The following is a 25,008-nucleotide window of genomic DNA, read 5'->3' as shown; positions in this document are numbered from 1 at the left end:
AATTTCCATTCTGCATTTATTGCTCGATGCCAGCATAGTTGTTCAGGCAGTAATGTTAATCCTGGTGGGGATGTCAGTAACCTCGTGGGCGATGATTTTTAAACGCAAGAAGATCTTAACCGAAGCGTTAAGTGATGCGAAAAAGTTTGAAGACCGTTTTTGGTCGGGCATTGATTTATCTAAGTTATATGCTGAAGTCAGTGCGCGCCAACAAGCCAACGGTATGGAAGCCTTGTTCAAGTCAGGCTTTAAAGAGTTCGCGCGGATGCACAAAACGAGTCGCCAATCAGCGGCAGTGATGGACGGCACGCATCGTGCGATGCGCGTAGGCTTATCGCGCGAAGTAGAGCGCTTAGAATCGGATTTGCCATTTTTAGCCACTGTCGGTTCAATCAGCCCCTATATCGGTTTGTTCGGTACGGTCTGGGGTATTATGAATTCTTTTATCGCTTTAGGTGCGGTGCAACAAGCCACCCTAGCGATGGTGGCGCCTGGTATCGCTGAAGCCTTAATTGCAACTGCAATTGGTTTATTTGCTGCCATCCCGGCCGTTATTGCTTATAACAAGTTTTCAACGCAGGTTGAGCAGATTGAAAGCAGCTACATCAACTTTGTTGAAGAGTTTGCGAATATTCTGCATCGTCAGGTCAGTAGCGGAGATCAAGGCTAATGATGTACCCGCGTAAAAAGCGCCGCCCAGTTGCTGAGATTAACGTAGTACCTTATATCGACGTTATGCTGGTGTTGTTGGTGATTTTTATGATTACCACACCGATTATCACGCAAGGTGTGAAGGTTGAACTGCCAAAATCAGCGGCACAACCGATTGAACAAATGAAAGACGGTAAAACGCCTTTAGTGGCCACCGTTGATGAAGATGGCTTGTATTACTTTGAAAAAGACGGTAACCAGCAAGGCCCTTTTACCGCGACACAGTTACAGGTTGAAGTGGCAAGTTGGTTAAGCATTGAGCCTGGCACTCAGGTGATAGTAAAAGGTGATGGTCGTGTGGATTACAATTCTGTGATACGCCTGATCAATGTGTTGAAAAACGCTGGGGCTCCCGCTGTCGGGTTGATGACTGACAATGAAGTCTGAGTTGCAAGCAAAGTGGTGGCAAAAACCACTGGCAAAATCAGTAGGCTTGCACCTTGCGTTAGTGCTGGGCTTATTCATCAGTACCTTAAGTTTTTGGCCAAAGCCAACTGAAATTATGTTATCGGGTGAAGCAGGGCTCAGTGCCGATGCGCCACCTCCACCGCCACCAGCGCCTGTTGAAGCGGTGGCGATAGATAAGCAAGCGTTAGAGCAGCGTGTTGCTGAGATAAAAAAACAGCAAGACGATACACGTAAAGCTGAAGAGAAACGTATTAGAGATTTAGAACGCCGTGCGAAAGAAGCTGAAAATTCACGCACAGCAGAAGAAGCTCGCTTAAAACGGGTAGCAGAAGAAAAACGTAAAGCGGATGCCGCAGCCCAGGCTTCAAGACAAGCTGCTGCAGAAGCAAAGAAAGTACAAGAGGCCGAAGCGGCTAAAGCGCGCGCTGCCGAGCAACAGCGTGTTGCCAAAGAGCAAGAACGCAAAAAAGCGGAAGAAGCGGCCAAAGCAGCAGAAGCGAAACGCAAAGCGGAACAAGCCGCGTTGGCCAAAGCGCAAGCTGAACGTGAACAAAAAGCACGTGAAGAGCGAGAGCAAGCTGAACGCGAACGGATGATCCAAGAGCAGTTAACCGCAGAAGCGGAAGCGCGGCGCAGAGCCAGATCACAACAAGCTGTGACTGAGGTTCAACGCTATACCGCGATGATCAGCGATGCGATTGATAGAAACCTGATTAAAGATGAATCGACCATGCGTGGCCGTACTTGTCGGGTAAATATTCGCTTAGCAACCAATGGTTTTGTGACAAGTGTCAATGTGATTAGCGGTGAGCGGGTGGTATGTGATGCAGCAGTGCGAGCGGTAAATCGGGCAGGGACCTTGCCGATGTCAGCTGACCCTGATGTATATAACCAACTCAAAGACATAACATTAACGGTGGCACCAGAATTTAGATGATGAATTTTTTACGTAAATTAGGTTGCAGTGTCTTACTGCTGGTCGGTATGCAAGCGCATGCTTCTTTAGAAATTGTGATTACCGGTGGTGTTGATTCTGCCCGTCCGGTGGCGGTGTTACCGTTCACGTTCAAAGGCACTACCTTGCCTAAAGAAAATATCGCGGATGTCGTGTCTGCCGATTTAATGCGTAGCGGTAAGTTTAATCCTATTTCGTTTTTAAAAATGCCGCAGCGTCCTGCAACCTCAGCTGACATTAATTTTTCAGCTTGGGCAAAAGAAGGTGTAGAAGCCATTTTAATGGGGTCTATTACTGAAATTGGCATCGACCGTTACAGTGTTAGTTTTGAATTAATTGATGTATTAAAAGGTAGCACCGGTTTAAGCAGCCAGATGCTGAATAGCGGTATCTTAGGTGGTTCGCCACAGTACTTGTTAGACAGTCGTGAAACCACGATTAACGGCAGTCAATTCCGCCAGTACGCCCATCGTATTAGTGATATTGTCTACGAAAAGTTAACCGGTGAGCGCGGTGCTTTCTTAACTAAGATTGCTTATGTTTTAGTGCGTCCTAATGCAGAATTTCAATATCAATTAGTCGTTGCTGATTATGACGGCTATAATGAGCAAGTATTATTACGCTCGAAAGAACCATTGATGTCGCCTAACTGGTCACCAGACGGTACCAAATTAGCTTATGTCACTTTTGAAAAGCGTCAGGCACAAATTTATATTCAAGATATTTACAGCGGCCGTCGTACCATTTTGACCTCGTTCCCGGGTATTAACAGTGCCCCAACCTGGTCCCCTGATGGCAGAAAGATTGCGATGGTATTGTCTAAAGACGGCAATGCAGAAATTTATGTGATGGATGTGGCCACCAAAGCGTTAACCCGTGTGACCAGTCATCGCGCCATTGATACAGAACCGAGCTGGTCACCAGATGGGACAGAAATTGTGTTCAGTTCTGAGCGCGGTGGTAATCCACAACTTTATAGCGTAAATTTGAACACAGGCGATACCCGTCGCTTAACGTTCGAAGGCGAAATGAATCTGGCGGGGACTTACTCACCAGATGGTCAGTCGATTGTTATGGTTAACCGTACCAACGGCCGCTATCATCTGGCAAGAATGGACAGACAGACCCGTTATTTGCAAGTGTTGACCGCTACTAACCTAGATGAGTCACCGAGTATTGCACCTAACGGTTCGATGATAATTTACAGCACTATGCATGGTCGTTCGCAAGTGTTGGCACTGGTTTCTATGGATGGGCGTTTTAAAGCACGACTACCGGCGGCTGATGGACAGGTGAAATCGCCGGCTTGGTCACCTTTTTTATAAAAAACTTGGTAAAACTTGGTAAATCTAATCTAATCTAAGGACAAATGATGAACTTAAATAAAGTGTTAAAAGGTCTGTTAATCGCAGTTCCAGTATTAACTTTAGCTGCGTGTAGCTCAAAGTCTTCAACAGGTGCTGGCGACGCTGACACGTCTGCTAACACAGTTCAAACTGTACAAGTTGAACGTGTAGATCCAGCGGTTGCTGCTGCTGAACAAATGCGTTTAAAAATGGAAGCATTACGTCGTGAAAACACCGTATACTTCGATTTCGACAAAGCAACTATCCGTCCAGAATTTGCAGAAGTTCTGCAAGCTCACGGTGAGTTCCTGCGCGCTAACCCAAGCGTACGTGTGACTGTTGAAGGTCATACTGACGAACGTGGCACGCCAGAGTACAACATCGCGTTAGGCGAGCGTCGTGCAATGTCTGTGGTTCAGTATTTACAGAACCTGGGCGTAAGCGCTGGCCAGATCTCTACAGTAAGCTACGGCGAAGAAAAGCCAGCAGTACGTGAGACAGGCGAATCAGCTTATGCTAAAAACCGTCGCGGTGTATTAGTTTACTAATTTAAAAGGTACGAGTGAGGATGATAGTGAAGAAACCTCTGCTTATAGCAATGTCCTTAGTCAGTGTTGGCGTCTGGGCAAATCCGGCGCCGGTTACTGAGATAAGTAAAAGCGGCAGAACAACTTCAACATCAGCCACTGCAGCCGCGGTGGGTACAGTAGAGCAGCGATTGGCAACGTTGGAGCGGGTGGTTGAAGCCCGCGCCGAAGGCCAAGTGCGTATGCAGCAACAATTGCAGATTCTACTGGATGAAGTAAGCGATCTCCGTGGGGTCACTGAAACTCATTCATACCGGCTGGACGAGATTATCCAGCGACAGCGTGATATTTACCAGGAAATAGAACGGCGGGTGAGTGCTGTACAAGGTGGAGCGTCTAACGCTGCACCGAGTTCAGCCACACCGGCTACGAGTGGCCCGGCAGTCATGGTTTCGGGTAACGTCTCGGAAAACGACGCCTATGACAGAGCAGTCAACATGGTGTTGAAAGACCGACGCTATGATGCTGCTATTCCTGAATTTGAGAACTTTTTGCGTACTTATCCAAATTCGGTGTATGCACCCAACGCGCATTATTGGTTAGGGCAGCTGTTGTTTAACAATGGCGAGCTAGCTAAAGCGAAAACAGAGTTTGAACGCGTAGTGAAAAACTTCGCCGAATCAAGCAAAGTGGCGGATGCATTATTGAAGCTTGGACAGATAGCAGAACGCAACAACGATAAAGCCACCGCTTTAGGGCATTATCGAACTCTGGTATCTGCACATGGTAGCTCTACGGCTGCCAAACTGGCAAAGGAACGCCTCGAGGCGCTTAAATGATCAACCCGGCCTGGTGCCGGGTTTTTTCTTTCTGTTGTTTAGCGATTAAACAATTCGTCTATAGCCTTACACCAATCCGCTGGGATTTTAAGCAGTCAGCCGGCTAAAGCCGAAAAAATCACAGTTTTTGGTTGCACTAATTACGTAAATCAGTAAGATATGCCTCCGCGGTTAGGGTCGTTAGCTCAGTTGGTAGAGCAGTTGACTTTTAATCAATTGGTCGCTGGTTCGAATCCAGCACGACCCACCAAATCGCACAAACAAGTACACCGAAGTGGGTCGTTAGCTCAGTTGGTAGAGCAGTTGACTTTTAATCAATTGGTCGCTGGTTCGAATCCAGCACGACCCACCACTTCGTGTTTACCCTGTTTGGGTCGTTAGCTCAGTTGGTAGAGCAGTTGACTTTTAATCAATTGGTCGCTGGTTCGAATCCAGCACGACCCACCAAATTGCACAATACAGTATACCGAAGCGGGTCGTTAGCTCAGTTGGTAGAGCAGTTGACTTTTAATCAATTGGTCGCTGGTTCGAATCCAGCACGACCCACCACTTCGCAAATACGTAGCCTACTCAGACTCTCAACGTAAACCACCTAATCGCTTCGCACATCTGTACTGTCCTTTTTATGTTATGCCTTATATAATACGCGGCCTTGACCAGCTACTGAGTATCTTCTATGGATCAGCCGTTGTATTTTTCAGAGCAAGATTTTGCTTTCCCGAAAAAGCCTGTGCCATTAAGTCACGATGATAAAGCCGCTTACAAAGCGCGGATCAAAACCTTATTGCAGCAAAAAGATGCGGTGTTAGTGGCGCATTACTACACCGATCCAGAAATTCAAGCGCTGGCCGAAGAAACCGGTGGTTGTGTATCGGACTCTTTAGAAATGGCGCGTTTTGGTAACCAGCACCCTGCAAAAACCTTGTTGGTGGCTGGCGTTAAGTTTATGGGCGAAACCGCCAAAATTCTTACGCCAGAAAAAACGGTCATTATGCCAACCTTGGAAGCGACCTGCTCGTTAGACTTAGGCTGCCCAGCGGCAGAGTTCTCAGCGTTTTGCGATGCCCACCCTGACCGCGTAGTTGTGGTATACGCTAACACCTCTGCGGCCGTTAAAGCCCGTGCCGATTGGGTTGTCACGTCTTCTATTGCCTTAGATGTAGTGGACTACCTCGACAGCCAGGGTAAGAAAATCTTATGGGGCCCTGATAAGCACTTAGGCGCTTATGTGCAAAAGCAAACCGGTGCCGATATGTTGCTGTGGAACGGCGCCTGTATTGTGCATGACGAATTTAAAGCCAAAGCGTTAATTGAGCTGAAAAAGCAATATCCAACAGCCGCTGTGCTGGTACACCCTGAATCGCCTGATAGCGTGGTGCAGTTAGCCGATGCTGTCGGTTCGACCAGCCAGCTGATTAAAGCCAGCCAAACCTTACCGAATGACATCTTTATTGTGGCGACTGATCGCGGTATTTTTTACAAGATGCAACAGTTAATGCCAAACAAGACGTTTATGGAAGCCCCAACCGGCGGTAACGGCGCAACTTGCCGCAGCTGCGCGCATTGCCCTTGGATGGCGATGAACGGCTTAAAAGCGATTGAGGAAGCGCTGCTAGAGCATACTGGCCATGAAATTTTTGTTGATGCGCAACTGCGTGAGCGAGCATTACTGCCGCTAGACCGTATGTTGAATTTTGCTAAAGAACAAAAAACCGTAGTAAAAGGTAACGCTTAGTTTTTGTAACACAGGGATTGGCCAAAATAGCGTCAATAAGCTTGTGCTATACCAATTAGTTATTGCTAAGCGCGGCCTTTTTCCCTAGTATAGCCGCGCTTGCAACGCAAGTTCCGGAGAAATGGCTGAGTGGCTGAAGGCGCACGCCTGGAAAGTGTGTTTAGGTTAATCCCTAACGAGGGTTCGAATCCCTCTTTCTCCGCCAGATCAAAACAAAAAGCCCACGCTTATGCGTGGGCTTTTTGTTTTGATGCGTCGAGATAGCGGACTTGGTTTGAACCCTAAGGTTCGACAAATTCGCCGGGAGCGAATTTGGACGTGCTTTAGCACGGCCCGAAGGGCCAGCGCCATCGACTGCGCTGGCACAAAACGGCAGGATTGCCGTTTTGCACGGCTCTGCCGTCCGAAGGGCGAGTGCCATGGATGGCGCGAGTGAATCCCTCGATGTCGCCAAAAGCTCGGGCCTTTTGTTTTAACGCGGCAGAGATGAGGTCTTGGTTCGAACCCTTAGGTTCGACAAATTCGCCGGGAGCGAATTTAAACGTGCTTTAGCACGGCCCCGAAGGGTGGAGGGCAGGAAGCCCGGAATACAAATTCGCCGGGAACGAATTTGGACGCACTTTAGTGCGGCCCGCAGAGCCAGTGCCACCGACTGCGCTGGCACAAAACGGCAGGATTGCCGTTTTGCACGGCTCTGCCGTCCGAAGGGCGAGTGCCATGGATGGCACGAGTGAATCCCTCAATGTCGCTAAAAGCCCGGGCCTTTTGTTTTAACGCAGCATAGATAAGGCTTTGGTTCGAACCCTGCGGTTCGACCAACTTGCTATTTATGCATGGATAAAGCGGATTTATTTGCAGCACGCCATGGTCATAATAAGCTACTCAGAAGCGTGTTCAAAAAACGCAATACAATGCCGATAAAAAGCCTGCACTAAACGTGGCATAGGTGCATATGCCGAATAAATAAAACCGTATTCATGATTAATCAGTGGTGCTAATGGAATGAGTTTGAATTGATCATTAACGTACTGCTGCGCCAACACTTTATTAATAATAGCAATACCTAAGCCGCGTTTAACATAAGCACAAGCCGTTGCGACACTGTGCGTTTCTAATCGAATCGTTGGCTGAAAGTGTGCTTCTTTAAATACATGCTCAATTTTGTGGCGGGAAGGTCGACCTTGCCCCAGCATAATTAGCGGATGCTGAGTTAAATCGTGCAAATGCAGTGTCTTATGGTGGCTTAAAACATGCTCTATCGGCACCGCACATACCATAGGGCTTTGCAAAATAGGTTGGCTAATCAGGCCGGGATGGTTCTCAGGTAATTGAATAAAGCCACAATCGATAGAGCGCTGAGCCACCAAATCACGAGCAAGTTGCGGACTGTGTGAGTCAATACTTATTGATACCTTGGGATATTTTTCGATAAAACTGGCGACAGCATCTGCTAGCGGGCCTGAATTAAAGCTGGCCGGCGCGACCATAGTTAACGAACCGGTTTCAGTGCGGTGGATGTTTTTTGCTAAAGCTAAAAAACGGTTGGCATTACTCAGTAATAAATCAATCTCAGGGGCGAGATTTTTTGCTTCAGCGGTTGGGATAAGCCGGCTGTGCTCGCGATAAAATAATTGAAAGCCCACGAGTTCTTCTAAGCTTGCTAACAGCCGACTAACGCCAGGTTGTGTTAAACCTAATTGTTTGGCTGCTGCCGTGACAGAACCCGTTTGCATAATGGCTTGAAAGCTTAATAAGCTACGTAAATTTAAATTATCCATATTTTCCTATGACGTTTTGTTATGGGGCGATAATAAAAAATCATAATATTGCATAGGTTTGGCGGCTTTGCTAGTTTTCTTGATGACACAACACATCATTAATACCAAGCAGCGGGAAACGCCATGAATAAACATCCTCTCTACCCATTATCAATGCTTACTTTGGCAATCAGCAGTGCCTTAGTTTTTGCAGCTAATCCAACTTATGCGCAACAGGCAGAGCAAACAGCAGAGCATGCTGAAAAGTCTGTTGAAGTAATTGCTGTTACCGGTTCACGCATATTACGCCGAGGTGAAACCGAAGGTAGCCCTATTCAAACTATTGAACGGGCTGACATAGACATTAAAGGGGCGATGTCGATCGGTGAAATCTTACAAGGCTTGCCTTCGGTTGGTGCCAGTTTAAATGATAACGGTTCTGCGGGTACCAGCCATGGTACTTCTAGTATGAACTTGCGTAATTTAGGTGAAAACCGCTCATTGGTTTTGGTGAACGGTAACCGCTGGGTTAATGGTGCGGGTAGTCGTGGTTTTCGTGATTTTGTGGATTTGAATACCATTCCATTTGCCATCATTGATCGCGTTGAGGTACTGCAAGATGGTGCTACGGCTATTTATGGTGCTGATGCCATTGCCGGTGTCGTTAATATTCACACTTTGAAAGACTATGATGGGGCCAGTGTTAAAGCGTACTATGGACAAAGTAGCGAAAGTGACCGACAAACCACCAATTTAGATCTTAAGCTGGGTAAAGATGTGGGGGAGCATAATTTTCTTTTTGCTGCCAGTTATTCCAACCAAAAACCTATCTTTACTCAGGATCGCGAGCTCACGGCATTACCTTTGAATGGTTTATCTTTAGGCTCAGCTGAGGGTTTATTTCGAGAAAGCAGCTTAGCAGGACGGGTTAATTTTACCATCCCCGCTCAAGGTATTACCCGTGAGCCCGGTACCGATGGTAATAACCTCGCCAGCTGGCGGCCGGCGACAACGAATGATCGTTTTAATCGTTATTATGATAACTACGTCGTCGCACCAAATGAGCGGCTAAGTTTGTATGGCCAAGCACAGTTTCAATTGGCTGATACCGCTATTTTTACCGAGACTCGTTTACGTGTTGAGTTATTACATAATCGTCGTGAATCAGATCAACAATTTTCTGCTGTCATTCCGATAGTAAATGGTAGTCGGGGGTTTATTATTGCGAACGATCCTCGCGTGAATCCGTTTGGCGTAGAGTTTTCTGGTAGCGATTTTGTGATGACTAACTTTTTTGTTGATAATGGTTTACGCAAAAACGTGCAGGAGGTTGAAACAACGCGTTTCGGTCTCGGTTTAGAAGGTTTTTTACCTGGTGACTGGCGTTGGGATGCATTTGCATCCTTCGCTAAAAACGAAGGTACTTTTTCATCAACAAATCAAATACATTTGGATAAGCTGGCATTGGGCTTACGTGCCTGTAATGCGGCCGGTATTCAAGCTGATGTCAGTGATTTGCTTGCCGATTGTGTGCCGGTGAATATGTTTAATTCGTTAACGCCAGCCATGGTGGACTATATTAATTTCACTGGGCAAGATGCTAATGAAGCAAAACAGCAGCATCTACGGTTTAACCTGACCAATGCTATTGCTGAATTGCCGGCTGGTGATGTGTTATTAGCTACAGGCATGGAGTATCGTAAAGAGCAGGGCACCGATACCCCAGATAGCATTATTAACTCGCCAGCGCGAGTGACTCGTTATCAAACTACATCTTCAGCTCCACGCACCGGCACCATGGGTGAATATGATCTGTATGAAGCTTATCTTGAACTCAATATTCCGTTGTTAGCGGATGCACCTTTGGCCGAACTTTTAGAACTGAACTTGGCTTCACGTTTTTCAGATTACAGTACCTTTGGTAATACAACGAACAGTAAAGTGGGGATTCTTTACCGGCCAATGCAAGATGTGATGTTACGCGCAACTTGGGCCGAAGGCTTTCGAGCGCCGTCATTATTAGAGCTTTATGAAGGTGAGCGTGCTTCGTTTTCTCCGGTGAATGATCCGTGCTCTGCCAATACTAGCTTACCAGGTTGTGCTGGCATTCCAGCGGCTTATGTACAAACCGATGCAAATATTCCCATTACGCTTGGTGGCAATATTTTACTGACCCCAGAAACCTCTGAAAATTTATCTACGGGTTTTGTTTATACACCCACTTGGTTAACGGGGTTTAGTATTACCACTGATTGGTACAACATTAAAATTGACAACACGATCAGTGCCTTCGGAACGCAAAACCTTCTTGATTTATGTGCTTTTACGGGGCGTAACTGCAACGTGATCAGCCGTGGAGTGACAGGTGAAATTACCAATGTGGTTGATGGTCCGGTGAACCTGAATGAAACAGAGGTGTCGGGGATTGATACCGTAATCCGTTACCGTTTGAATAATAGCTTAGGGCGTTGGGACTTTAGCACCAGTGTCTCCAAGCTTAATAAATTTGCTGAGGTTGCAACCTTAGCCGATGGTTCTACTTTAACAACAGACAAAAAAGGTCTAGCTGGGGTGCGAGAAGCTTATCCAGAATGGCGTGGTAATTTTACCACTCAATGGCGTAACGACCATTTCACACTGGCTTATGATGTACGTTATATCGGTGATACTACCGAAGTGTTTGCTAACCAGCCTAGTCACATTGGGTCAATGTTTTATCATAATCTTACTGGCGGTTATAAATTAGACAATGGTCTTGCTTTGCGTTTAGGTATTAACAACTTATTTGATAAACAACCGCCTACTTCGCGAGTGAATACCAATATCAACTTCGATCAACAGACATACCATGCGGTAGGCCGTTTCTATTACCTGCAAATGACGTATGACTTCTAAAGGTTAAAGAGGGGGCACGTTTCACGTGCCCTTCAGCTTAATGTATAAATGAGAAACCCTATGATAAAAAGCTTTCAGTTGTTGTTGCCTGAAGCCGCCGCCATTCCACTTGTTTTTGACTCGCCACACAGTGGTATGGCGTTGCCAACAGGTTTTCAGTGTCAAGCATCAGAGGCGCAGATGCGTTCGGGCTGGGATGCCTATGTTGATGAATTATGGCAGCCGGCAACACAGGTTGGTGCGACCGTTTTAAAAGCCTTAGTTTCCAGAATGGTCATTGATTTAAATCGAGCGGTTGATGATATTGATCCGGATATGATAGCCGGTGAATGGCCTGCTAGCATTAACCCTACGGCCTACAGTCAGCGAGGCATGGGCTTATTGCGTCGTTATGCGTTGCCTGGTTTGCCCATGTATCAGCAGCCATTATCAGTGGCGGACGTGCAGCAGCGTATTGCTGATTATTACTTGCCATACCATCAGTGTTTAGCCGAATTATTAGCGAATTATCATGCAACATTCGGTGCTGTTTGGCATATTGATTGTCATTCTATGAAGTCACGTGGTAATGCTATGAATATTGATAACGAGCAAGCCCGGCCATCAATAGTCATTGGCGATAAAGATGGACGCTCTGCTGATGCTGACTTTACGCAATTACTGGTCAATTTTTTTGAAAACGCGGGTTATAGCGTTGCGGTAAATCATCCTTATAAGGGCGGCTACCTCACCGAATGTTTTGCTGATCCACAACATAACCGACATAGCGTGCAAATTGAAATTAATCGGGCTTTGTACATGGATGAAAAAACCTTTAGTAAACATGCAGGCTTTTACCAGTTACAAAGTGATTTAGCTGAACTCGCGGCAGTCATCCGCAATTTTATTTCTGCTAAGTTGTCATCATTAGCCCAAGGTAATTCTTTATGACAGAGCAAAAAAACACCGCCCCTGAGCCTGTTTTCAACAAAACAGTACGTAGTGGCAGTAACCCCATTGTTGTTTTGCTGTTTATTTTGCTGTTGGCATCTTGCCTAACTTATTTACTCGACTCTGGAAGTTATCAGCGTGCCGATGGTTTAGTGGTCGCGGGTAGCTATCAGGTGATTGAGAAAGATCGCTCCTTGCGCCATGTTTTTGGTACGGTGGCAGATGCGGCAGCAGGAGAAGCGCGGCCTGTGGGCGTTGTTGATGTACTACAGGCCATTCCAGCGGGGCTGCAGCGTGGCGGCGGGTTAATTTTTATGGTGCTGATCATCGGTGGTATGTTTGGCATTTTAAATCAGTCGGGCGCTGTTGATGCCGGCTTAGAGCGTTTACTTTCTGCAGTAAAAGGCAACATTTATGGTTTAGTGATTTTTTTAATGACCATGTTTGCCTTGGGCAGTACTTTTCTTGGGCTAGCATCAGAATATTTATTGATTATTCCGTTGATGGTAGAGCTGGCCAGAAGATTAGGGATGTCTAACCTGATTGGGCTGGCTATTTTAACGGTGGCGGTTAAGGTCGGTTATTTGTCTTCAATAACCAATCCATTACCACTGACCATTGCGCAGCCATTATTGGGGCTGCCGATTTTTAGTGGTGCAGGCATGCGCACGTTGTTTTTCTTTATTTATTTGTTTTTCGGAATCATTTTCATGCTGTTGATGATCCGGCGGGCGGGTTTTAATACCCAAGTTGCCATTGAGTTTGATAGTAAAAAACTGAGTAAGCGGCATTTGCTGTTATTACTGATTATGTTAAGCGGCATAGCTGGGCTAGTGTATGCCTCTAATACTTGGCAGTGGAAAAACCAACAACTTACCGCTTATTACATAGGGTTAAGTATTATCTTGGCCAGTTGCAGTGGTTTAGGTGCCAGTGGTGCGGCAGATGCTTTTGTCGCCGGTATGAAAAAGATTTTGTTGGCCAGTATTTTAATTGGTGTTGCCTTTGCCATCGCGATCACCTTGGAGAACGGGAAAGTGCTGGATGCGGTAGTGCATGGGTTAGTTGGTATTATCGGCGAAGACAATCCTTATGTTGCCGTAGTTGGGATGTTTATTTCACAGTTATTGTTAGATGTGATGATCCCTTCAACTTCAGGGCAAGCGGCGGTCAGCATGCCAATCTTGGGACCACTCGGTCAATTATCGGGTGTCGGCGCGCAAACTACTGTGCTGGCCTTTTTGTTTGGCAATGGTATTACCAATATGATTACGCCAACATCAGGCACCTTATTAGCTTATTTAGCCACCGCACAAGTCAGTTGGACGCAATGGGCTAAGTTTATCTTTCCACTAGTCTTAGTGTTTATTATCCTTGCCTGCTTCATGCTTTTTTTTGCTGTTTCAGTGGGGTATTAGGCATTCAAAAAGTGAGTTAATACATAGCAAGTTAATTGATAAAGGCCCACGTTAACTACGAGGGCCTTTTGCATTAATGCCTCAAGATAACAAACAGGAGGTTCACCAAGAGGTTCGATTCACACGCCGGGAAGCATAACCTGCTTTGGAGCAATGTCGAGCCGGAGCGTGCCCCAAGCTGTAACCGGCTATACCACACCAGAAAGTGGTAAGCCGAGATCAACTTCTCATCAAGCCGGTTACTCAGACCAATACCAACTAGTGACATTATATCGGTATAACTTCTGGCTTAGAGGCGAGACCGCGTTAACCCAATGCTCAGCACCGCTGGAGGCGGGATCAAACAACACACAGCGATTAAACAGTGGTGAGATAGCAATAGGTTGCTGATGTGTTCCCATAAATACTAATTCACCGCCGTCTTCCTCACGCCAGTCTTGGTTTAAGTACAGCAACATACACACTTCTCTACCCGGTGAGTCATCCGCGTGTTGTTTGACAAAATCGTTAGCGCTTAGTCGAAAGTAATTGGTATTTATTGCCGGGTTAGCCACATTAATATCGGTTAAAGCCACTTTGAACAGCCGTGACAATAAAGCTAAAAATTCATTGCTGCGTAAAAACAGCAGAAATTGCTGTGCGATATCGCTGGGGTCATTTTGCTCGGGGCGTTGCCACAGATCGCGCTGCACAAAACGCTGTTGCGCGGTGGTTTTTTGCCAGGTAGACGAGTCGACATACAAGGCGGAGTAGGTATGTTGTTGCGTTTGCCAGTTCGATGCATGTTGCAGGGCAGCTAACACGCTATGCAATTTTGCCGTATCAAATAAATGATCCAGCACCAGATGTTGTGGGCTTGAGTGTATTAGTTGTTTACGAAAAGCACGCACCGCGGTATCGGTTATTAGCGCTTTGTTTAACCACATCGCCAGCACCTATAAATTGGGGGTTGTTGTAATCGGCGTGATAATAAAGGGCAGAAGACCTAATTTCTATTCATTTTCTGTTTAAGTGTGTGAGTGATGCCCATTTCAGCCCGCTAACCTAGCTGCCTAACGCGATGGCTATAGCACTGTGCCCTCAACACCGTGTGATGTTCAGCTGGCTGCCGATAAGGCCTCGCGCTATACAGCCTAAAACAAAATCCCTATACTGCCGCCAAGGTTGACTAATCCATCATTAATACGTCGTATGAGCGCATTACGCTATTTACAAGGCTACTCTGCACAGGTGCAGCAGCAAGTGAGTGAGCTGATACTGAACCAGCAATTAGGTAACGTCTTAGCGCGGCGTTATCCAGAGCAGGTGCATGCGGTGCAAACCGACAAAGCGTTATATCACTATACGCTTGAGTTAAAACGCCAGCATTTAAAAAGTAGCGAACCGCTAAGTAAGGTGGTGTTTGATCCTAAGCTGCATGTCATCAATAATGCGCTGGGCACCCATACGCAAATAAGCCGGGTGCAGGGCGGTAAGCTAAAAAGTAAAAATGAAATTCGCGTGGCCAGTGTGTTAAAGCAATTACCGTTGCCGCTGTTACAGATGGTCGTTGTGCATGAGCTGGCGCATCTGCGCGAGAAAGATCATAACAAAGCCTTTTATCAACTGTGCCAATATATGTTGGCCGACTACCATCAGTTAGAGCTTGATCTGCGGCTGTTTTTAACCTGGCGGGAGTATCAAGCAAGCCCTCAATACTAGTTCGAGCCTGCAAGTTCTTGCCAAAACAACTCAGCATTAGCTGGGCAGTGTTTTTATCTAACCCAAGCGATTGGGTTGAGTTTCATGCCGGTTATTGCTGATAGCGTTTGGGATGATGTTGTAAGTGGCATTCAAAACAGCACAATCAATCGCAATTGATGAACCCGATCGGCAGTTACATAACAGACGCTTACTGCATCAAGTTGAATGTGCTCTGCAACAGTTCCGTCAAGAACAACGTCAGGCTTTTTTAATGTATCCGCAATGTTAATTACACCATGGTTCGTGATTATGTTACGGCAAAGGGCAAACCGTTAGCACCGCCGATGTTAGTCAATAACTTACTAACTGTCCCTTCAGCCATTATTCAGTTTGCAGAGCGTATCTTCAGCGCGTTGCTAGTGGTACTGTGCGATAAAATCTTACGCTGCCCTCTGCTGTGGCTAATTGTGCTGGGCAAAAGGCACTGCTAGAATTCGCGGCGAATTAAGCATCAGTCCTGGCTTCCAACCCTTTTACTTACACTTTCGAGGTGATAATGCGTAAGCTTGCGGCAATATTGTGTGCAATGGTTGCGTTTTCTACGGCGGCGCAAACCGCTGGTATCGTATTTAGTAGTGATTTTGAACAAAGCAGCTTAAAAACTTGGCGACAACTGGGTGAGTGCCAATTAACCAACGAACAACCTCGAACGGGTGAGGGCGCGATGCGCTGTCAGGCCGGCAGTAACTCCTTGTTTAGCCGAGAATCGATAGGCGAGCAAGGCGTGCTTGAGCTTTGGGTGCTGCCCGAGTCGGAGTTTACTTCTTACCGTATTCAAGTGTTGGTCTCAGAAAAAAGCACCTTAGACAGTGCGTGGCAGCCGGTTGCCGTGATTGAACAGCAAGCGGGAGAGTTAGGCTATAAAGCGCACCGCATTTCGGTGGATGATCCTGGGCGTAAATTTTTACGGCTGGATATTGAATCTCAGCATGGCTTTGTACAATTAGATGACTTGCAAACCAGTCGCATTTTATTAGCGACCGCTTTGCATAAAAACGAGCAGCGCATTATTAGCGGCATTTTGGATAAGCTGCGTAAAGATAAAAATATTGAAGTGCAAGCCGAGTCATTTCGTTCGCTGGGCACGAATTATGCGGCACAGTTAGAAGTGCAGCGGCAGTATCTCGAATACGCTAATGCCTTGCATTCGGGGATCTCTTTAGTGCTCGCCAGCTCAGAGCGCAATAAAATGTCCAATCCAATGTCCTATGCCAGTTTTCGCAATATCGTTAGTGATGCCAAACGCGTCAGTTCTAAAATTCAGCAAGCACGACTTAACTCGATGATCAAACCCTTTGGTGATCTGGTGACGGCTACTTTAAATGTAGTCAGTGCGGGCACTTATTCGGCCTTTGCAGAGCCGTTTAAATCCTTTTTGGCGGTGAGTTTTGACCGCTCTAGTTACCAAAATGCCGGGTTAAGCCGAGCGGATCGAAAATTTGCTGAAGACAACGGTTTAAAAATTTATCAGGATGCCGAGCGCTTTTTATCCGAGCTAGAGCGTGAATTACAACTGGTCACCGCGTTAGATAATGATTTAGCGAGCATTCAGCGCAATATTGATAGCTTTAGACGCGATCTCGACCGGCATTTACGCGATACGTTATTGCATGCCAGTGTGGTGGCATCCAAAGAGAATATCAGTAAGGTGCTAAGTAAAGATGAAGCGATCCGGCAAAAGCTGGGGGCAGCGGTGGCCGGCAACATCAGTTTAAAAGCGGGCAGTTATTTAAGTGATGGCAGTAACACCGAGCTGATCCGCTTTGTTCTAAAAACCTCCGAGTTACTCGATGGTATGCAGCGCTATAAAGACAGTTTTAACCAGATCACCTCGGCCATGTTGACCTACTATGAACGTTTTGAGCGCTCAGTAGCGGCTGAACAAAACCCCTTTACTGAAAAAACTGACAAAGAAGTGTGGGAAACGCACGCTCGCAAAGCGCGTGATTACCTCAAACAATCAAAAGACTCGTTTAGTCGCGCTTATCTGTAAGCACCAGTGGCAAGTTGCACATAAAAAAGGCCCTTGGTTGCAAGGGCCTGACATCATGACTAGCTTAACCGTTAACTGGCTTGTTTAGCCGCATAAGCTTCTACTTCTGCCCAAACGCGCATCAGGTTACCCGAGAGAATTTTCACGATATCTTCTTCGCTGTAACCGCGTTTAAATAAGCCTGCAATCAAGTTCGGGTAGCTGGCCACGTCTTTTAAACCGATGGGCAGTGAATCGCCTACGCCATCGTAATCCGAACCGATACCCACATGGTTAATACCCACTAACTTTACCACATGGTCAATATGGTCCAGTACGGTGTCTAATGTCGCAAACGGATAAGGATGGGTTTTGCTATAAGCTTCGCGAAATGCTTGATTATCTTCCACGCCCGCTTGCTGCGCAGCCGCTTTACGTAAGGCGTTATATTGATTGGCTTGGCGTGTTACGAAGGATGAACCAAAGTTAATTTGGATCACGCCGCCATTTTTGGCCAGCGCTTTTAACATATCATCATCCATATTACGCTCAAAGTCAGGCGTGTAGCTGCGCAGTGACGAATGCGAAGCAATTACCGGTACTTTACTGATGGCCACGGCCTGATAAAAGGCATCGTCTGATACGTGCGAAATATCAATCATCATACCGATATTGTTCATCGCCACTACCAGCTCTTTGCCAAACGGACTTAAGCCTTGCCAGCGGCGACGGATATCATAACTAGAGTCTGAAATATGATTACTTTCAGAGTGGGCGAGCGTGATATAACGCACACCACGCTGATAGAAATGCTGTAAATTTTCTAATTTACCTTCGATCGGCGTGCCATTTTCCATCCCCATGGCTAAAGAAATTTTGCCGCTGCCAAATTGTGCCAATACCTGCTGTGTGCTGCTGGCCATGGCAAATTTATCCGGGGCGCGTGCAACCAGGGCTTCCATACTATCAATCAGCTGATTGGCCAGTTGGTAACCACCGCCAGTGCGCTCGTAGGACGCGGGAATGTAAATAGACATAAAGGGCGCATTTAAGCCCCCTTGTTGTGCCCGCGGATAGTCAAATTCGCCGTTAGCCGTGGCAACCGTTACATCTTCCCATTTTTTATGGAGTCGATAAGGAACATCGATATGGGTATCAACAATAATATATTGCTGCGCTACGCGATCGGCGGTGTTTAGCTCAGCTAAGTTGTTACTTGTGGTTTGCATGGTCTGGGCACAGCTGCTTAACAGCAGGGTGCTACAGAGTATGGTCATAGCACTTAATTGAAATTTCATTCATCGTCTCTTATTGTTGGGTACGCCAAGTTTCATCTGAGCAGCTTTTTGGGCTGCCGACAAGCACTATCCGACCAATATGCCAATATCAGCGCTGATTGAAGTGGGTTATTGAGTTCAGTCTGCGCTGGTTGCTCAGTGCTTTAAGCTGGATTAAATTGCGTTAGTGAATTTAATCACGGTACTCTAAGGGTACTGGCCGAGACTTGCTCGGTATTTAGGTTACTTATTAGCAGAGTCATACTGCTTTATCAGAATTTTTGGAGATGTGCATGAAATCTTTACCTCTTTGGTTCGGCTGCGCCCTAGTTTCTGTAAGTTTACTCGGATGTAACGACACGGCTGCGCCGACGGCAGAAAAAAATGCGACGGCCGCGGCCGTTGAGCAAGCGGTTACTGAAAAGCAAACTAACCCGTTATTACAAAAATGGACTGGTCCTTTCGAAGGCGTGCCGGCCTTTGACAAGATGCAGTTAGCGGATTTAAAACCCGCGCTAGAGCAGGGCATGGCGGCGCATTTGGCCGATATCGATAAAATCACGGCTAATCCTGCAGCCGCTAATTTTGAAAACACGATTGTTGCTTTAGAGCGTGTGGGTGCAGAACTCGATCGGGTTTTCACTTATTACGGCATTTGGAGTGCGAATAAATCGTCTGAAGAATTCCGCGCGATCCAACGTGAAATGGCGCCAAAGCTGTCTGACTTTAATTCTAAAATTACGCAAAACGAAGCATTATTTCAGCGTGTTGCCGCTGTTTATAATTCAGAAGAGATGAAGTCGTTAACCCCAGAGCAGCAACGCTTAACACAACTGGTGTACTTAGGCTTTGCCAATAACGGCGCTACGTTAAACGCAGAGCAGAAAAAGCGTTATGCCGCGATCAATCAGCGTTTAGCGCAGTTGTATACGCAATTTTCAAATAATACGCTAGCCGACGAAGAAAACTACGTGTTGTATCTCACCAAAGAGCAATTAGGCGGTTTACCCACGTCTTTTGTTAACGCCGCTGCCGCTGCAGCCAACAGTCGTGGTAAAGAAGGCATGTATGCCATTACCAATACGCGCTCATCAATGGACCCTTTTTTAACCTATTCCACTGAGCGTGAATTGCGCAAGCAAGTTTGGAACACCTATTACAGCCGCGGCGATAATGGTGATGCACAAGATAACAATGCGTTAATTACTGAAATTTTGGCCTTGCGTGATGAGCGTGTGGGTTTGCTGGGTTTTGAGAATTACGCCACGTGGCGTTTACAAGATCGGATGGCAAAATCACCACAACGCGCAATGGATTTAATGATGTCGGTGTGGCCTGCGGCTATTGCACGGGTGCAAGAAGAAGTGGCCGATATGCAAGCTTTGGCTAAACAGCAGGGCAATGACATTACCATTGAGCCTTGGGATTATCGTTTTTATGCAGAGCAAGTGCGTAAAGCCAAGTACGATTTAGATTCAGACGAAGTTAAACAGTATCTGCAATTAGATAAACTGCGCGAAGCCATGTTCTATGTTGCTGGCCGCTTATTTAATTTTAACTTTACCGCGGTAGCCGATGGCAGTGTGCCGGTGTTCCACGAAGATGTGAAAGTGTGGGAAGTGACCGATAAAACCAGCGGTAAGCACATTGGTTTATGGTACCTCGACCCCTTTGCACGCACCGGTAAACGTTCGGGTGCTTGGGCCACCAGTTATCGCAGTTATAGCAACTTTGACGGTGCGAAAAACGTGTTGTCGTCTAACAACTCTAACTTTATTAAAGGGGCACCGGGCGAGCCTGTACTTATCTCTTGGGATGATGCTGAAACCTACTTTCATGAATTTGGTCATGCGCTACATGCGTTATCGGCTAAGGTCACCTACCCAACCTTAAACGGCGGGGTGCGTGATTACACCGAGTTCCAGTCACAGTTATTAGAGCGCTGGTTATTAACCGACGAAGTGATCAGTCAGTTTTTAGTGCATCATGAAACCGGCGAGCCTATGCCAAAAGCGTTGGTGGCTAAAATTAACAATGCCGCGACCTTTAACGAAGGGTTCAAAACCACGGAATATTTAGCCTCTGCCATTATCGATTTAAAACTGCATATGCTGGATGATCCAACAGGCATTGATCCTGATGCTTTTGAGCGAGATACCTTAGCGGCCATGGGTATGCCATCACAAGTTGTCATGCGCCATCGTACGCCGCAGTTTGGCCATGTGTTTTCTGGTGAAGGTTATGCTGCGGCTTACTACGGTTACATGTGGGCGGAAGTATTAACCTCGGATGCCGCAGAAGCTTTTGCCGAAGCGCCAGGTGGTTTTTACGATAAAGAAGTTGCTGCAAAGTTAGTTGAGCATTTGTTCAGTGTGCGAAATGCGGTTGATCCCGCCGAGGCCTACCGGGCTTTCCGTGGTCGTGATGCCAAAATCGACGCCTTAATGCGCGATCGCGGTTTCCCGATCCCGAAAGCCGACTAATCTCGGTTAATGCGTCATATAAGGAAGCCTGCGGGCTTCCTTTTTTGTCTCAAGCTTAGCCTGCGACCGGCGCGTGACACTGCTGTCAAGGCAGCTTTCCAAGGTTTGCGCTTACCGTTACAAGCTAACCCCCTGTTGCAGCACTGGGTGGCAGCGCAATCATGATCAGCCTGACAGATTAAGGTATACTGCAAAGCATTATCAGATCTGAGAGAGTGTCATGATTAAAACAGCCCTATTAGCTATGTTACTTGCAGTGAGCAGTCAGTCGGTACTGGCAAAAGAGCCGGTTAATTTAGAACGAACCATGAAAACCATGGGTTTTGCCCACAAGCAAGCTTCTGAAGCGAGCACAACGGCAGAAGCCTTACCTTTTGTTGAAAAGTTACAAAAGCTGGTGCAGCAAGCTAAACAAGCGCCACTGCCCTCTGACAAAGCCGAAGTATACAACGAAGGCTTAGACAAAGTATTAGCCGAGCTAGCGCTGGCTAAAGCTGCGGTTACCGCGGATGACTTGCCTAAGTTAAAACAACACTTACAGCAAATTGAACAATTAAAAAAGCAGTACCATAAAGAGCGCAAATTCAGTTTCTGGCAATTAATTTTTGGAAAATATTAAAAGCATCAAGATGCTGAAAGTACTTTAGATTAATCTGATGGTTTAGTAGCAAAGGGTTAGTCTTAAAGCCTTTGCTAGCCTGTGTTGAGCCACAGTTTCACAAAGATCGCCTATACTTAAATAGACGCTACCAGCACTTCTTGAGCGGCGTCAGGATAAGCGAGGACGATGCTATGAGTTCATTCTTTGCCGAAAGCCAATGGAGCAGTGTGCGAGCACAGGTCAAATGTGAGTGGGATAAGATCAGTTATGCTGAGCTTGAACTGACCCGCAATAACCCTGAGTATCTCACTGAGTTAGTGCAAGAGCACTATAATCTGGAAGAAGACGATGCCCGCCAACGGGTGCAAGCGTTCTTTGATAGTCTCTAACCACTTTTATTCACCCCAGTAGCAGCCTTTGCTACTGGGTTTTACTTTTTGTCTAGCCTTTTTCAGCCCCCCCTTCAAAAGGTATTTCAAACTAATAATCAGACGGATACGGCATCTTTGTTTAATCACCTTAAAGCAATTAATTGATTTTATTGGTTTGATTCAGGGCAGGGTCAGTTTATTTGCACTAGGCTTAAAGTATCGGGTAACCGATAAAGCCATAAATTGATGAGGATCAAGCGATGAAAGCAAACCAACATAAAGCCCATGCTGCCGAGCGGCAGTATCAGCAAGTAGATAGACAGCAGCAAGCGAAAGCGACAACGTCACTGAGTTTAGTCTGGCAAAAGCAACAGCAATTACGGCCGCAACCGTTAGCAGAGTTGGATATCGAGCGCTGTGCTGAACTGGGGTATAATTAATGTGCGAACTTGGCTGAGCAGTGACATTTTGGTGTACTGCTCAGCCTATTTATTAGGCTAAACCGACGTAGACGTTTTGTACGTCATCATCATTATCAATAGCATCTAAAAAGGCTTCAACCTCAGCCCGGGCCTCGTCATCTAAGCTCAGTGGGTTATTGGCACGATAGACTAATTTGGCTGAATGCACTTCATAACCAAAGTCGGGTAGGGCTTTTGCCACTAAATCAAGATCGGTCAGTTCAGTTAGGAAGATCACTTCACCGTCTTCACCTTCTTCAAAATCTTGTGCACCGGCTTCAATGGCTGCCAGCTCCATATCGGCATCGGCACTACTGGCCACGGCTTCAATTTGTCCTAAGTGTTTAAAGTCCCAGGATACCGAGCCCGCGCCTCCTAATTGCCCTTTACGAAATAAAATACGCATACTCATGGCACTGCGGTTTTTGTTGTCCGTTAAACATTCAACAATAACCGGAACCTGATGTGGCGCAAAGCCTTCATATACCACTGTTTCATAATTCACTGGGCCATCGAGTAAACCGGCGCCTTTTTTAATGGCACGCTCTAGGGTTTCTTTTGGCATGGATGCTTTTTTCGCAATTTCAATGGCTGAACGCAACTTGGCATTCATTGCCGGATCGGCCCCGTTACGTGCTGCAACCATAATCTCTTTGGCAAGTTTGGTAAAAATACGGCCTCTGGCATTGGCCGCATCTGCTTTATGCTTGTTCTTCCACTGGGCACCCATAATGAAGTCCTGTTAAGCTATCAATTAAAATTGGTGGGGTAGTCTAGCGAATAGCAGGCTTTTTTAGCAACTGCTGCATGATCTTTTTCGCAAATAAGCCGTTTAAGAAGGCATTAACAAGAGGAGCTGCCATGAACTTGGCTCATATTAAAGCAGTGGTTTTTGATTTAGACGGTACCCTGATCGATTCACGCTTAGATTTTGCAGCAATTTGCGATGATCTTGGTTGGCCGCATGGCACACCCTTACTTGAGCATATTGCCACGCTCGGCCCAGGTGCAGAAGCTGACCGGGCTCATCAGATTATTCGTCGTCATGAAAATGCCGGTGCAGCAGCGGCACAGTGGATGCCGGGGGCCGAAGCTTGTTTACTGGCGTTATTGGAGAAAAAGCTGCCACTGGCCATTTTAACGCGCAACATGCGCGAAGCCACCGAGCATGTGCTAACCCGGTTACAAATCCCGATTGAGTTAGTGCTCACACGAGAAGATTGTGCGGCCAAACCCGACCCGCAAGGCTTACATATCATTGCCGAGCGTTTACGCGTTCCATGCCAGCAGATGCTTTATGTTGGCGATTACGTATTTGATTTACAAGTTGCCGCTAATGCCGGGGCCGCATCCTGTTTATACCTTAACGACAGTAATCACCATTTTTTGCCGCAAGCGGATTACAGCATCGCTCACTTTAATGAGTTACAACAGGCGTTTTGGCAGCAAATGGCCTAACAAAGAGAATTTAACCGCAATGACTTGTCATTTTTACGTGATCGCCTCTATAGTATCAACATAAAAATAACAGTTAACAGGTGCACTTTGCTCGCTAGGTTAAAACAAAACTTCTATCTTGCTATGATCACATTAGTGGGTTTAATGATATTGCTATTCATTACGCCTTACGGTGTGTATCGTCTCTTCACGGGCAATCTGCTGGTGGGAATTGCGGATTTAACGATTGTTTTTACCAGTTCAATCGCGGTGTGGTATGCATGGCACACCAATGACACGGTGCGGCCAGGCCAGTTTTTGGCACTGATATTTTGTATTGGTTTAGCCATTATCTGTACCAGTTTAGGCGTTAACGGCTTATTTTGGGTCTATCCGCTGATGGTGTTTATCTTCTTCTTAGTTTCCGCTAAAGAAGCCATTTTACTTTCCTTGTTATTACTTTCGTTATTGATTGGCATTGATTTTCTTAAGCCGGGGCAAATCTTTGTTAATCATTATCAAATGATGTCATTCGTCGTCACCGCCTTTATCTGCAGTTTTTTCGCCTTTATGTTTGCCTATCGCACCCGGGCACAGCATAAAGAATTAAAGCATATGGCCAGTATCGACAGTTTAACGGGTGCTGGCAATCGTCATACTTTAAATGCCCAGTTAGATCTGGCTGTGCAGTTAAAACAAAAGCTGAATTGTCATTACGGTTTAATTTTGTTTGATTTGGACTACTTTAAATTAATCAATGACAACTATGGCCATAAAGTCGGTGATCAAACTTTGGTGCGCTTAGTGCCATTAATTTCGTCATTAATTCGCCAGAGTGATCGCGTGTTTCGGTTTGGCGGCGAAGAATTTATTGTGTTGCTGCGTGATATTAAACCGACTGATTTATTGCATCTGGCCGAGAAGATCCGTCAAGGGGTTGAGCAGCAGTTAACATTACCCGATGGCAAAGCGGTCACCTTATCCGCAGGTGTGGCCATGTTAGCGCCAGATGAAGATTGGGAGCAATGGTTACATCGGGCGGATATGGCGCTGTATCAAGCGAAGAACAATGGCCGCAATCAGGTGATTGCGGCTTAGTCTGCCCGCGAGTGGTCTGTCATTATATCGCTCTACTCGCGCTG

Annotated in this window: 23 protein-coding genes and 5 tRNA genes; 24 read left to right on the top strand and 4 right to left on the bottom strand. The window is 46.4% G+C overall.

Annotation, left to right across the window (positions count from 1 at the left end):
- The first annotated feature begins 1 nt into the window (after position 1).
- The 12 genes from tolQ (at position 2) to LMJ53_RS01250 (ending at position 6,726) form a co-directional block, all read left to right on the top strand.
- Positions 2 to 670 (top strand): protein TolQ, encoded by a 669-nt coding sequence (gene tolQ, locus LMJ53_RS01305; RefSeq protein ID WP_324295579.1) that lies wholly within the window; start codon positions 2 to 4, stop codon positions 668 to 670.
- Entirely contained in the window at positions 670 to 1,098 is a 429-nt protein-coding gene (tolR, locus tag LMJ53_RS01300; RefSeq protein ID WP_324295575.1) for a protein TolR, read from the top strand. The genes tolQ and tolR overlap by 1 nt, the downstream gene beginning before the upstream one ends.
- Positions 1,088 to 2,056: a cell envelope integrity protein TolA gene (tolA, locus tag LMJ53_RS01295; RefSeq protein WP_229584429.1), complete on the top strand. Its 969-nt coding sequence runs from the start codon at positions 1,088 to 1,090 to the stop codon at positions 2,054 to 2,056. The genes tolR and tolA overlap by 11 nt, the downstream gene beginning before the upstream one ends.
- Entirely contained in the window at positions 2,053 to 3,399 is a 1,347-nt protein-coding gene (gene tolB / locus LMJ53_RS01290; protein ID WP_229584428.1) for a Tol-Pal system beta propeller repeat protein TolB, read from the top strand. Before tolA ends, tolB begins: the two co-directional genes overlap by 4 nt.
- Before the next feature lie 47 nt (positions 3,400 to 3,446).
- A complete protein-coding gene (pal, locus tag LMJ53_RS01285) occupies positions 3,447 to 3,968 on the top strand; it encodes a peptidoglycan-associated lipoprotein Pal (protein WP_226750336.1) in 522 nt (173 codons plus the stop codon).
- A 20-nt stretch (positions 3,969 to 3,988) separates the two neighbouring features.
- The gene (ybgF, locus tag LMJ53_RS01280; RefSeq protein WP_226750335.1) at positions 3,989 to 4,786 is read left to right on the top strand and encodes a tol-pal system protein YbgF; all 798 of its coding nucleotides are present in this window, start codon (positions 3,989 to 3,991) and stop codon (positions 4,784 to 4,786) included.
- Positions 4,787 to 4,960: 174 nt separating this feature from the next.
- Positions 4,961 to 5,036: transfer RNA gene (locus LMJ53_RS01275), tRNA-Lys, on the top strand.
- Positions 5,037 to 5,062: 26 nt separating this feature from the next.
- Positions 5,063 to 5,138, top strand: a tRNA-Lys gene (locus tag LMJ53_RS01270).
- A gap of 19 nt (positions 5,139 to 5,157) precedes the next feature.
- Positions 5,158 to 5,233, top strand: a tRNA-Lys gene (locus tag LMJ53_RS01265).
- A 26-nt stretch (positions 5,234 to 5,259) separates the two neighbouring features.
- Positions 5,260 to 5,335 (top strand) — tRNA-Lys (locus LMJ53_RS01260).
- A gap of 127 nt (positions 5,336 to 5,462) precedes the next feature.
- On the top strand, positions 5,463 to 6,521 hold the full coding sequence (nadA, locus tag LMJ53_RS01255; RefSeq protein ID WP_229584427.1) for a quinolinate synthase NadA: 1,059 nt from the start codon (positions 5,463 to 5,465) through the stop codon (positions 6,519 to 6,521).
- 115 nt (positions 6,522 to 6,636) lie between these two features.
- Positions 6,637 to 6,726, top strand: a tRNA-Ser gene (locus LMJ53_RS01250).
- Between the two features lie 673 nt (positions 6,727 to 7,399).
- On the opposite strand, the gene LMJ53_RS01245 is transcribed toward LMJ53_RS01250, so the two are convergent.
- A complete protein-coding gene (locus LMJ53_RS01245; protein WP_229584426.1) occupies positions 7,400 to 8,299 on the bottom strand; it encodes a LysR family transcriptional regulator in 900 nt (299 codons plus the stop codon).
- A gap of 123 nt (positions 8,300 to 8,422) precedes the next feature.
- Between LMJ53_RS01245 and LMJ53_RS01240 the strand changes: the two genes are divergently transcribed.
- The 3 genes from LMJ53_RS01240 to LMJ53_RS01230 are packed head-to-tail and all read left to right on the top strand — an operon-like array spanning position 8,423 to position 13,521.
- Positions 8,423 to 11,173 carry a TonB-dependent receptor gene (locus LMJ53_RS01240; RefSeq protein WP_229584425.1) on the top strand — a complete coding sequence of 917 codons (2,751 nt, stop codon included), beginning with the start codon at positions 8,423 to 8,425 and terminating at the stop codon, positions 11,171 to 11,173.
- A 60-nt stretch (positions 11,174 to 11,233) separates the two neighbouring features.
- Positions 11,234 to 12,103, top strand: coding sequence for an N-formylglutamate amidohydrolase (locus LMJ53_RS01235; RefSeq protein ID WP_229584424.1), 870 nt, complete (start codon positions 11,234 to 11,236; stop codon positions 12,101 to 12,103).
- A complete protein-coding gene (locus tag LMJ53_RS01230; protein ID WP_229584423.1) occupies positions 12,100 to 13,521 on the top strand; it encodes a YfcC family protein in 1,422 nt (473 codons plus the stop codon). The genes LMJ53_RS01235 and LMJ53_RS01230 overlap by 4 nt, the downstream gene beginning before the upstream one ends.
- Before the next feature lie 239 nt (positions 13,522 to 13,760).
- On the opposite strand, the gene LMJ53_RS01225 is transcribed toward LMJ53_RS01230, so the two are convergent.
- Entirely contained in the window at positions 13,761 to 14,447 is a 687-nt protein-coding gene (locus tag LMJ53_RS01225; RefSeq protein ID WP_229584422.1) for a 2OG-Fe(II) oxygenase, read from the bottom strand.
- A 265-nt stretch (positions 14,448 to 14,712) separates the two neighbouring features.
- On the opposite strand from LMJ53_RS01225, the gene LMJ53_RS01220 reads away from it, so the two are divergent.
- The 3 genes from LMJ53_RS01220 to bdpA all read left to right on the top strand — a co-directional run bounded on the left by LMJ53_RS01220 (position 14,713) and on the right by bdpA (position 17,257).
- Positions 14,713 to 15,222, top strand: a complete 510-nt coding sequence (locus tag LMJ53_RS01220) for a M48 family metallopeptidase (RefSeq protein WP_229584421.1) — start codon at positions 14,713 to 14,715, stop codon at positions 15,220 to 15,222.
- Between the two features lie 124 nt (positions 15,223 to 15,346).
- Positions 15,347 to 15,493 carry a hypothetical protein gene (locus LMJ53_RS01215; protein ID WP_229584420.1) on the top strand — a complete coding sequence of 49 codons (147 nt, stop codon included), beginning with the start codon at positions 15,347 to 15,349 and terminating at the stop codon, positions 15,491 to 15,493.
- A 267-nt stretch (positions 15,494 to 15,760) separates the two neighbouring features.
- Complete coding sequence (gene bdpA / locus LMJ53_RS01210) at positions 15,761 to 17,257, top strand: BAR domain-like protein A BdpA (protein ID WP_229584419.1); 1,497 nt, start codon at positions 15,761 to 15,763, stop codon at positions 17,255 to 17,257.
- 71 nt (positions 17,258 to 17,328) lie between these two features.
- On the opposite strand, the gene LMJ53_RS01205 is transcribed toward bdpA, so the two are convergent.
- Positions 17,329 to 18,534, bottom strand: coding sequence for a dipeptidase (locus LMJ53_RS01205; protein WP_229584418.1), 1,206 nt, complete (start codon positions 18,532 to 18,534; stop codon positions 17,329 to 17,331).
- A gap of 272 nt (positions 18,535 to 18,806) precedes the next feature.
- Here LMJ53_RS01205 and LMJ53_RS01200 point away from each other — a divergent pair, with 272 nt between their 5' ends.
- The 4 genes from LMJ53_RS01200 to LMJ53_RS01185 all read left to right on the top strand — a co-directional run bounded on the left by LMJ53_RS01200 (position 18,807) and on the right by LMJ53_RS01185 (position 22,408).
- Positions 18,807 to 20,996, top strand: a complete 2,190-nt coding sequence (locus LMJ53_RS01200) for a M3 family metallopeptidase (RefSeq protein WP_229584417.1) — start codon at positions 18,807 to 18,809, stop codon at positions 20,994 to 20,996.
- Between the two features lie 220 nt (positions 20,997 to 21,216).
- On the top strand, positions 21,217 to 21,615 hold the full coding sequence (locus LMJ53_RS01195) for a cytochrome b562 (RefSeq protein ID WP_229584416.1): 399 nt from the start codon (positions 21,217 to 21,219) through the stop codon (positions 21,613 to 21,615).
- A 173-nt stretch (positions 21,616 to 21,788) separates the two neighbouring features.
- The gene (locus LMJ53_RS01190) at positions 21,789 to 21,986 is read left to right on the top strand and encodes a general stress protein CsbD (protein ID WP_229584415.1); all 198 of its coding nucleotides are present in this window, start codon (positions 21,789 to 21,791) and stop codon (positions 21,984 to 21,986) included.
- Between the two features lie 242 nt (positions 21,987 to 22,228).
- Positions 22,229 to 22,408: a hypothetical protein gene (locus LMJ53_RS01185; RefSeq protein ID WP_229584414.1), complete on the top strand. Its 180-nt coding sequence runs from the start codon at positions 22,229 to 22,231 to the stop codon at positions 22,406 to 22,408.
- A 52-nt stretch (positions 22,409 to 22,460) separates the two neighbouring features.
- Here the strand turns inward: LMJ53_RS01185 and LMJ53_RS01180 are convergent, their stop codons facing one another.
- Positions 22,461 to 23,159: a YebC/PmpR family DNA-binding transcriptional regulator gene (locus LMJ53_RS01180; protein WP_226750218.1), complete on the bottom strand. Its 699-nt coding sequence runs from the start codon at positions 23,157 to 23,159 to the stop codon at positions 22,461 to 22,463.
- Between the two features lie 131 nt (positions 23,160 to 23,290).
- Here LMJ53_RS01180 and LMJ53_RS01175 point away from each other — a divergent pair, with 131 nt between their 5' ends.
- Both LMJ53_RS01175 and LMJ53_RS01170 read left to right on the top strand, forming a co-directional pair.
- Positions 23,291 to 23,887 (top strand): HAD family hydrolase, encoded by a 597-nt coding sequence (locus tag LMJ53_RS01175; protein WP_229584413.1) that lies wholly within the window; start codon positions 23,291 to 23,293, stop codon positions 23,885 to 23,887.
- Positions 23,888 to 24,010: 123 nt separating this feature from the next.
- Positions 24,011 to 24,964, top strand: coding sequence for a GGDEF domain-containing protein (locus tag LMJ53_RS01170; RefSeq protein ID WP_229584412.1), 954 nt, complete (start codon positions 24,011 to 24,013; stop codon positions 24,962 to 24,964).
- Positions 24,965 to 25,008 lie beyond the last annotated feature (44 nt).

This window comes from Rheinheimera sp. UJ51, assembly GCF_020819615.1.
Taxonomy (GTDB): Bacteria; Pseudomonadota; Gammaproteobacteria; order Enterobacterales; family Alteromonadaceae; genus Alishewanella; species Alishewanella maricola.
This window is presented reverse-complemented; position numbering and strand designations above follow the sequence as displayed.

Coding starts and splice junctions, on each gene's coding strand:
- tolR (WP_324295575.1), top strand. CDS start 670: ATGATGTACCCGCGTAAAAAGCGCCGCCCAGTTGCTGAGATTAACGTA.
- tolA (WP_229584429.1), top strand. CDS start 1,088: ATGAAGTCTGAGTTGCAAGCAAAGTGGTGGCAAAAACCACTGGCAAAA.
- tolB (WP_229584428.1), top strand. CDS start 2,053: ATGATGAATTTTTTACGTAAATTAGGTTGCAGTGTCTTACTGCTGGTC.
- pal (WP_226750336.1), top strand. CDS start 3,447: ATGAACTTAAATAAAGTGTTAAAAGGTCTGTTAATCGCAGTTCCAGTA.
- ybgF (WP_226750335.1), top strand. CDS start 3,989: ATGATAGTGAAGAAACCTCTGCTTATAGCAATGTCCTTAGTCAGTGTT.
- nadA (WP_229584427.1), top strand. CDS start 5,463: ATGGATCAGCCGTTGTATTTTTCAGAGCAAGATTTTGCTTTCCCGAAA.
- LMJ53_RS01245 (WP_229584426.1), bottom strand. CDS start 8,299: ATGGATAATTTAAATTTACGTAGCTTATTAAGCTTTCAAGCCATTATG.
- LMJ53_RS01240 (WP_229584425.1), top strand. CDS start 8,423: ATGAATAAACATCCTCTCTACCCATTATCAATGCTTACTTTGGCAATC.
- LMJ53_RS01235 (WP_229584424.1), top strand. CDS start 11,234: ATGATAAAAAGCTTTCAGTTGTTGTTGCCTGAAGCCGCCGCCATTCCA.
- LMJ53_RS01230 (WP_229584423.1), top strand. CDS start 12,100: ATGACAGAGCAAAAAAACACCGCCCCTGAGCCTGTTTTCAACAAAACA.
- LMJ53_RS01225 (WP_229584422.1), bottom strand. CDS start 14,447: ATGTGGTTAAACAAAGCGCTAATAACCGATACCGCGGTGCGTGCTTTT.
- LMJ53_RS01220 (WP_229584421.1), top strand. CDS start 14,713: ATGAGCGCATTACGCTATTTACAAGGCTACTCTGCACAGGTGCAGCAG.
- bdpA (WP_229584419.1), top strand. CDS start 15,761: ATGCGTAAGCTTGCGGCAATATTGTGTGCAATGGTTGCGTTTTCTACG.
- LMJ53_RS01205 (WP_229584418.1), bottom strand. CDS start 18,534: ATGAAATTTCAATTAAGTGCTATGACCATACTCTGTAGCACCCTGCTG.
- LMJ53_RS01200 (WP_229584417.1), top strand. CDS start 18,807: ATGAAATCTTTACCTCTTTGGTTCGGCTGCGCCCTAGTTTCTGTAAGT.
- LMJ53_RS01195 (WP_229584416.1), top strand. CDS start 21,217: ATGATTAAAACAGCCCTATTAGCTATGTTACTTGCAGTGAGCAGTCAG.
- LMJ53_RS01190 (WP_229584415.1), top strand. CDS start 21,789: ATGAGTTCATTCTTTGCCGAAAGCCAATGGAGCAGTGTGCGAGCACAG.
- LMJ53_RS01185 (WP_229584414.1), top strand. CDS start 22,229: ATGAAAGCAAACCAACATAAAGCCCATGCTGCCGAGCGGCAGTATCAG.
- LMJ53_RS01180 (WP_226750218.1), bottom strand. CDS start 23,159: ATGGGTGCCCAGTGGAAGAACAAGCATAAAGCAGATGCGGCCAATGCC.
- LMJ53_RS01175 (WP_229584413.1), top strand. CDS start 23,291: ATGAACTTGGCTCATATTAAAGCAGTGGTTTTTGATTTAGACGGTACC.
- LMJ53_RS01170 (WP_229584412.1), top strand. CDS start 24,011: ATGATCACATTAGTGGGTTTAATGATATTGCTATTCATTACGCCTTAC.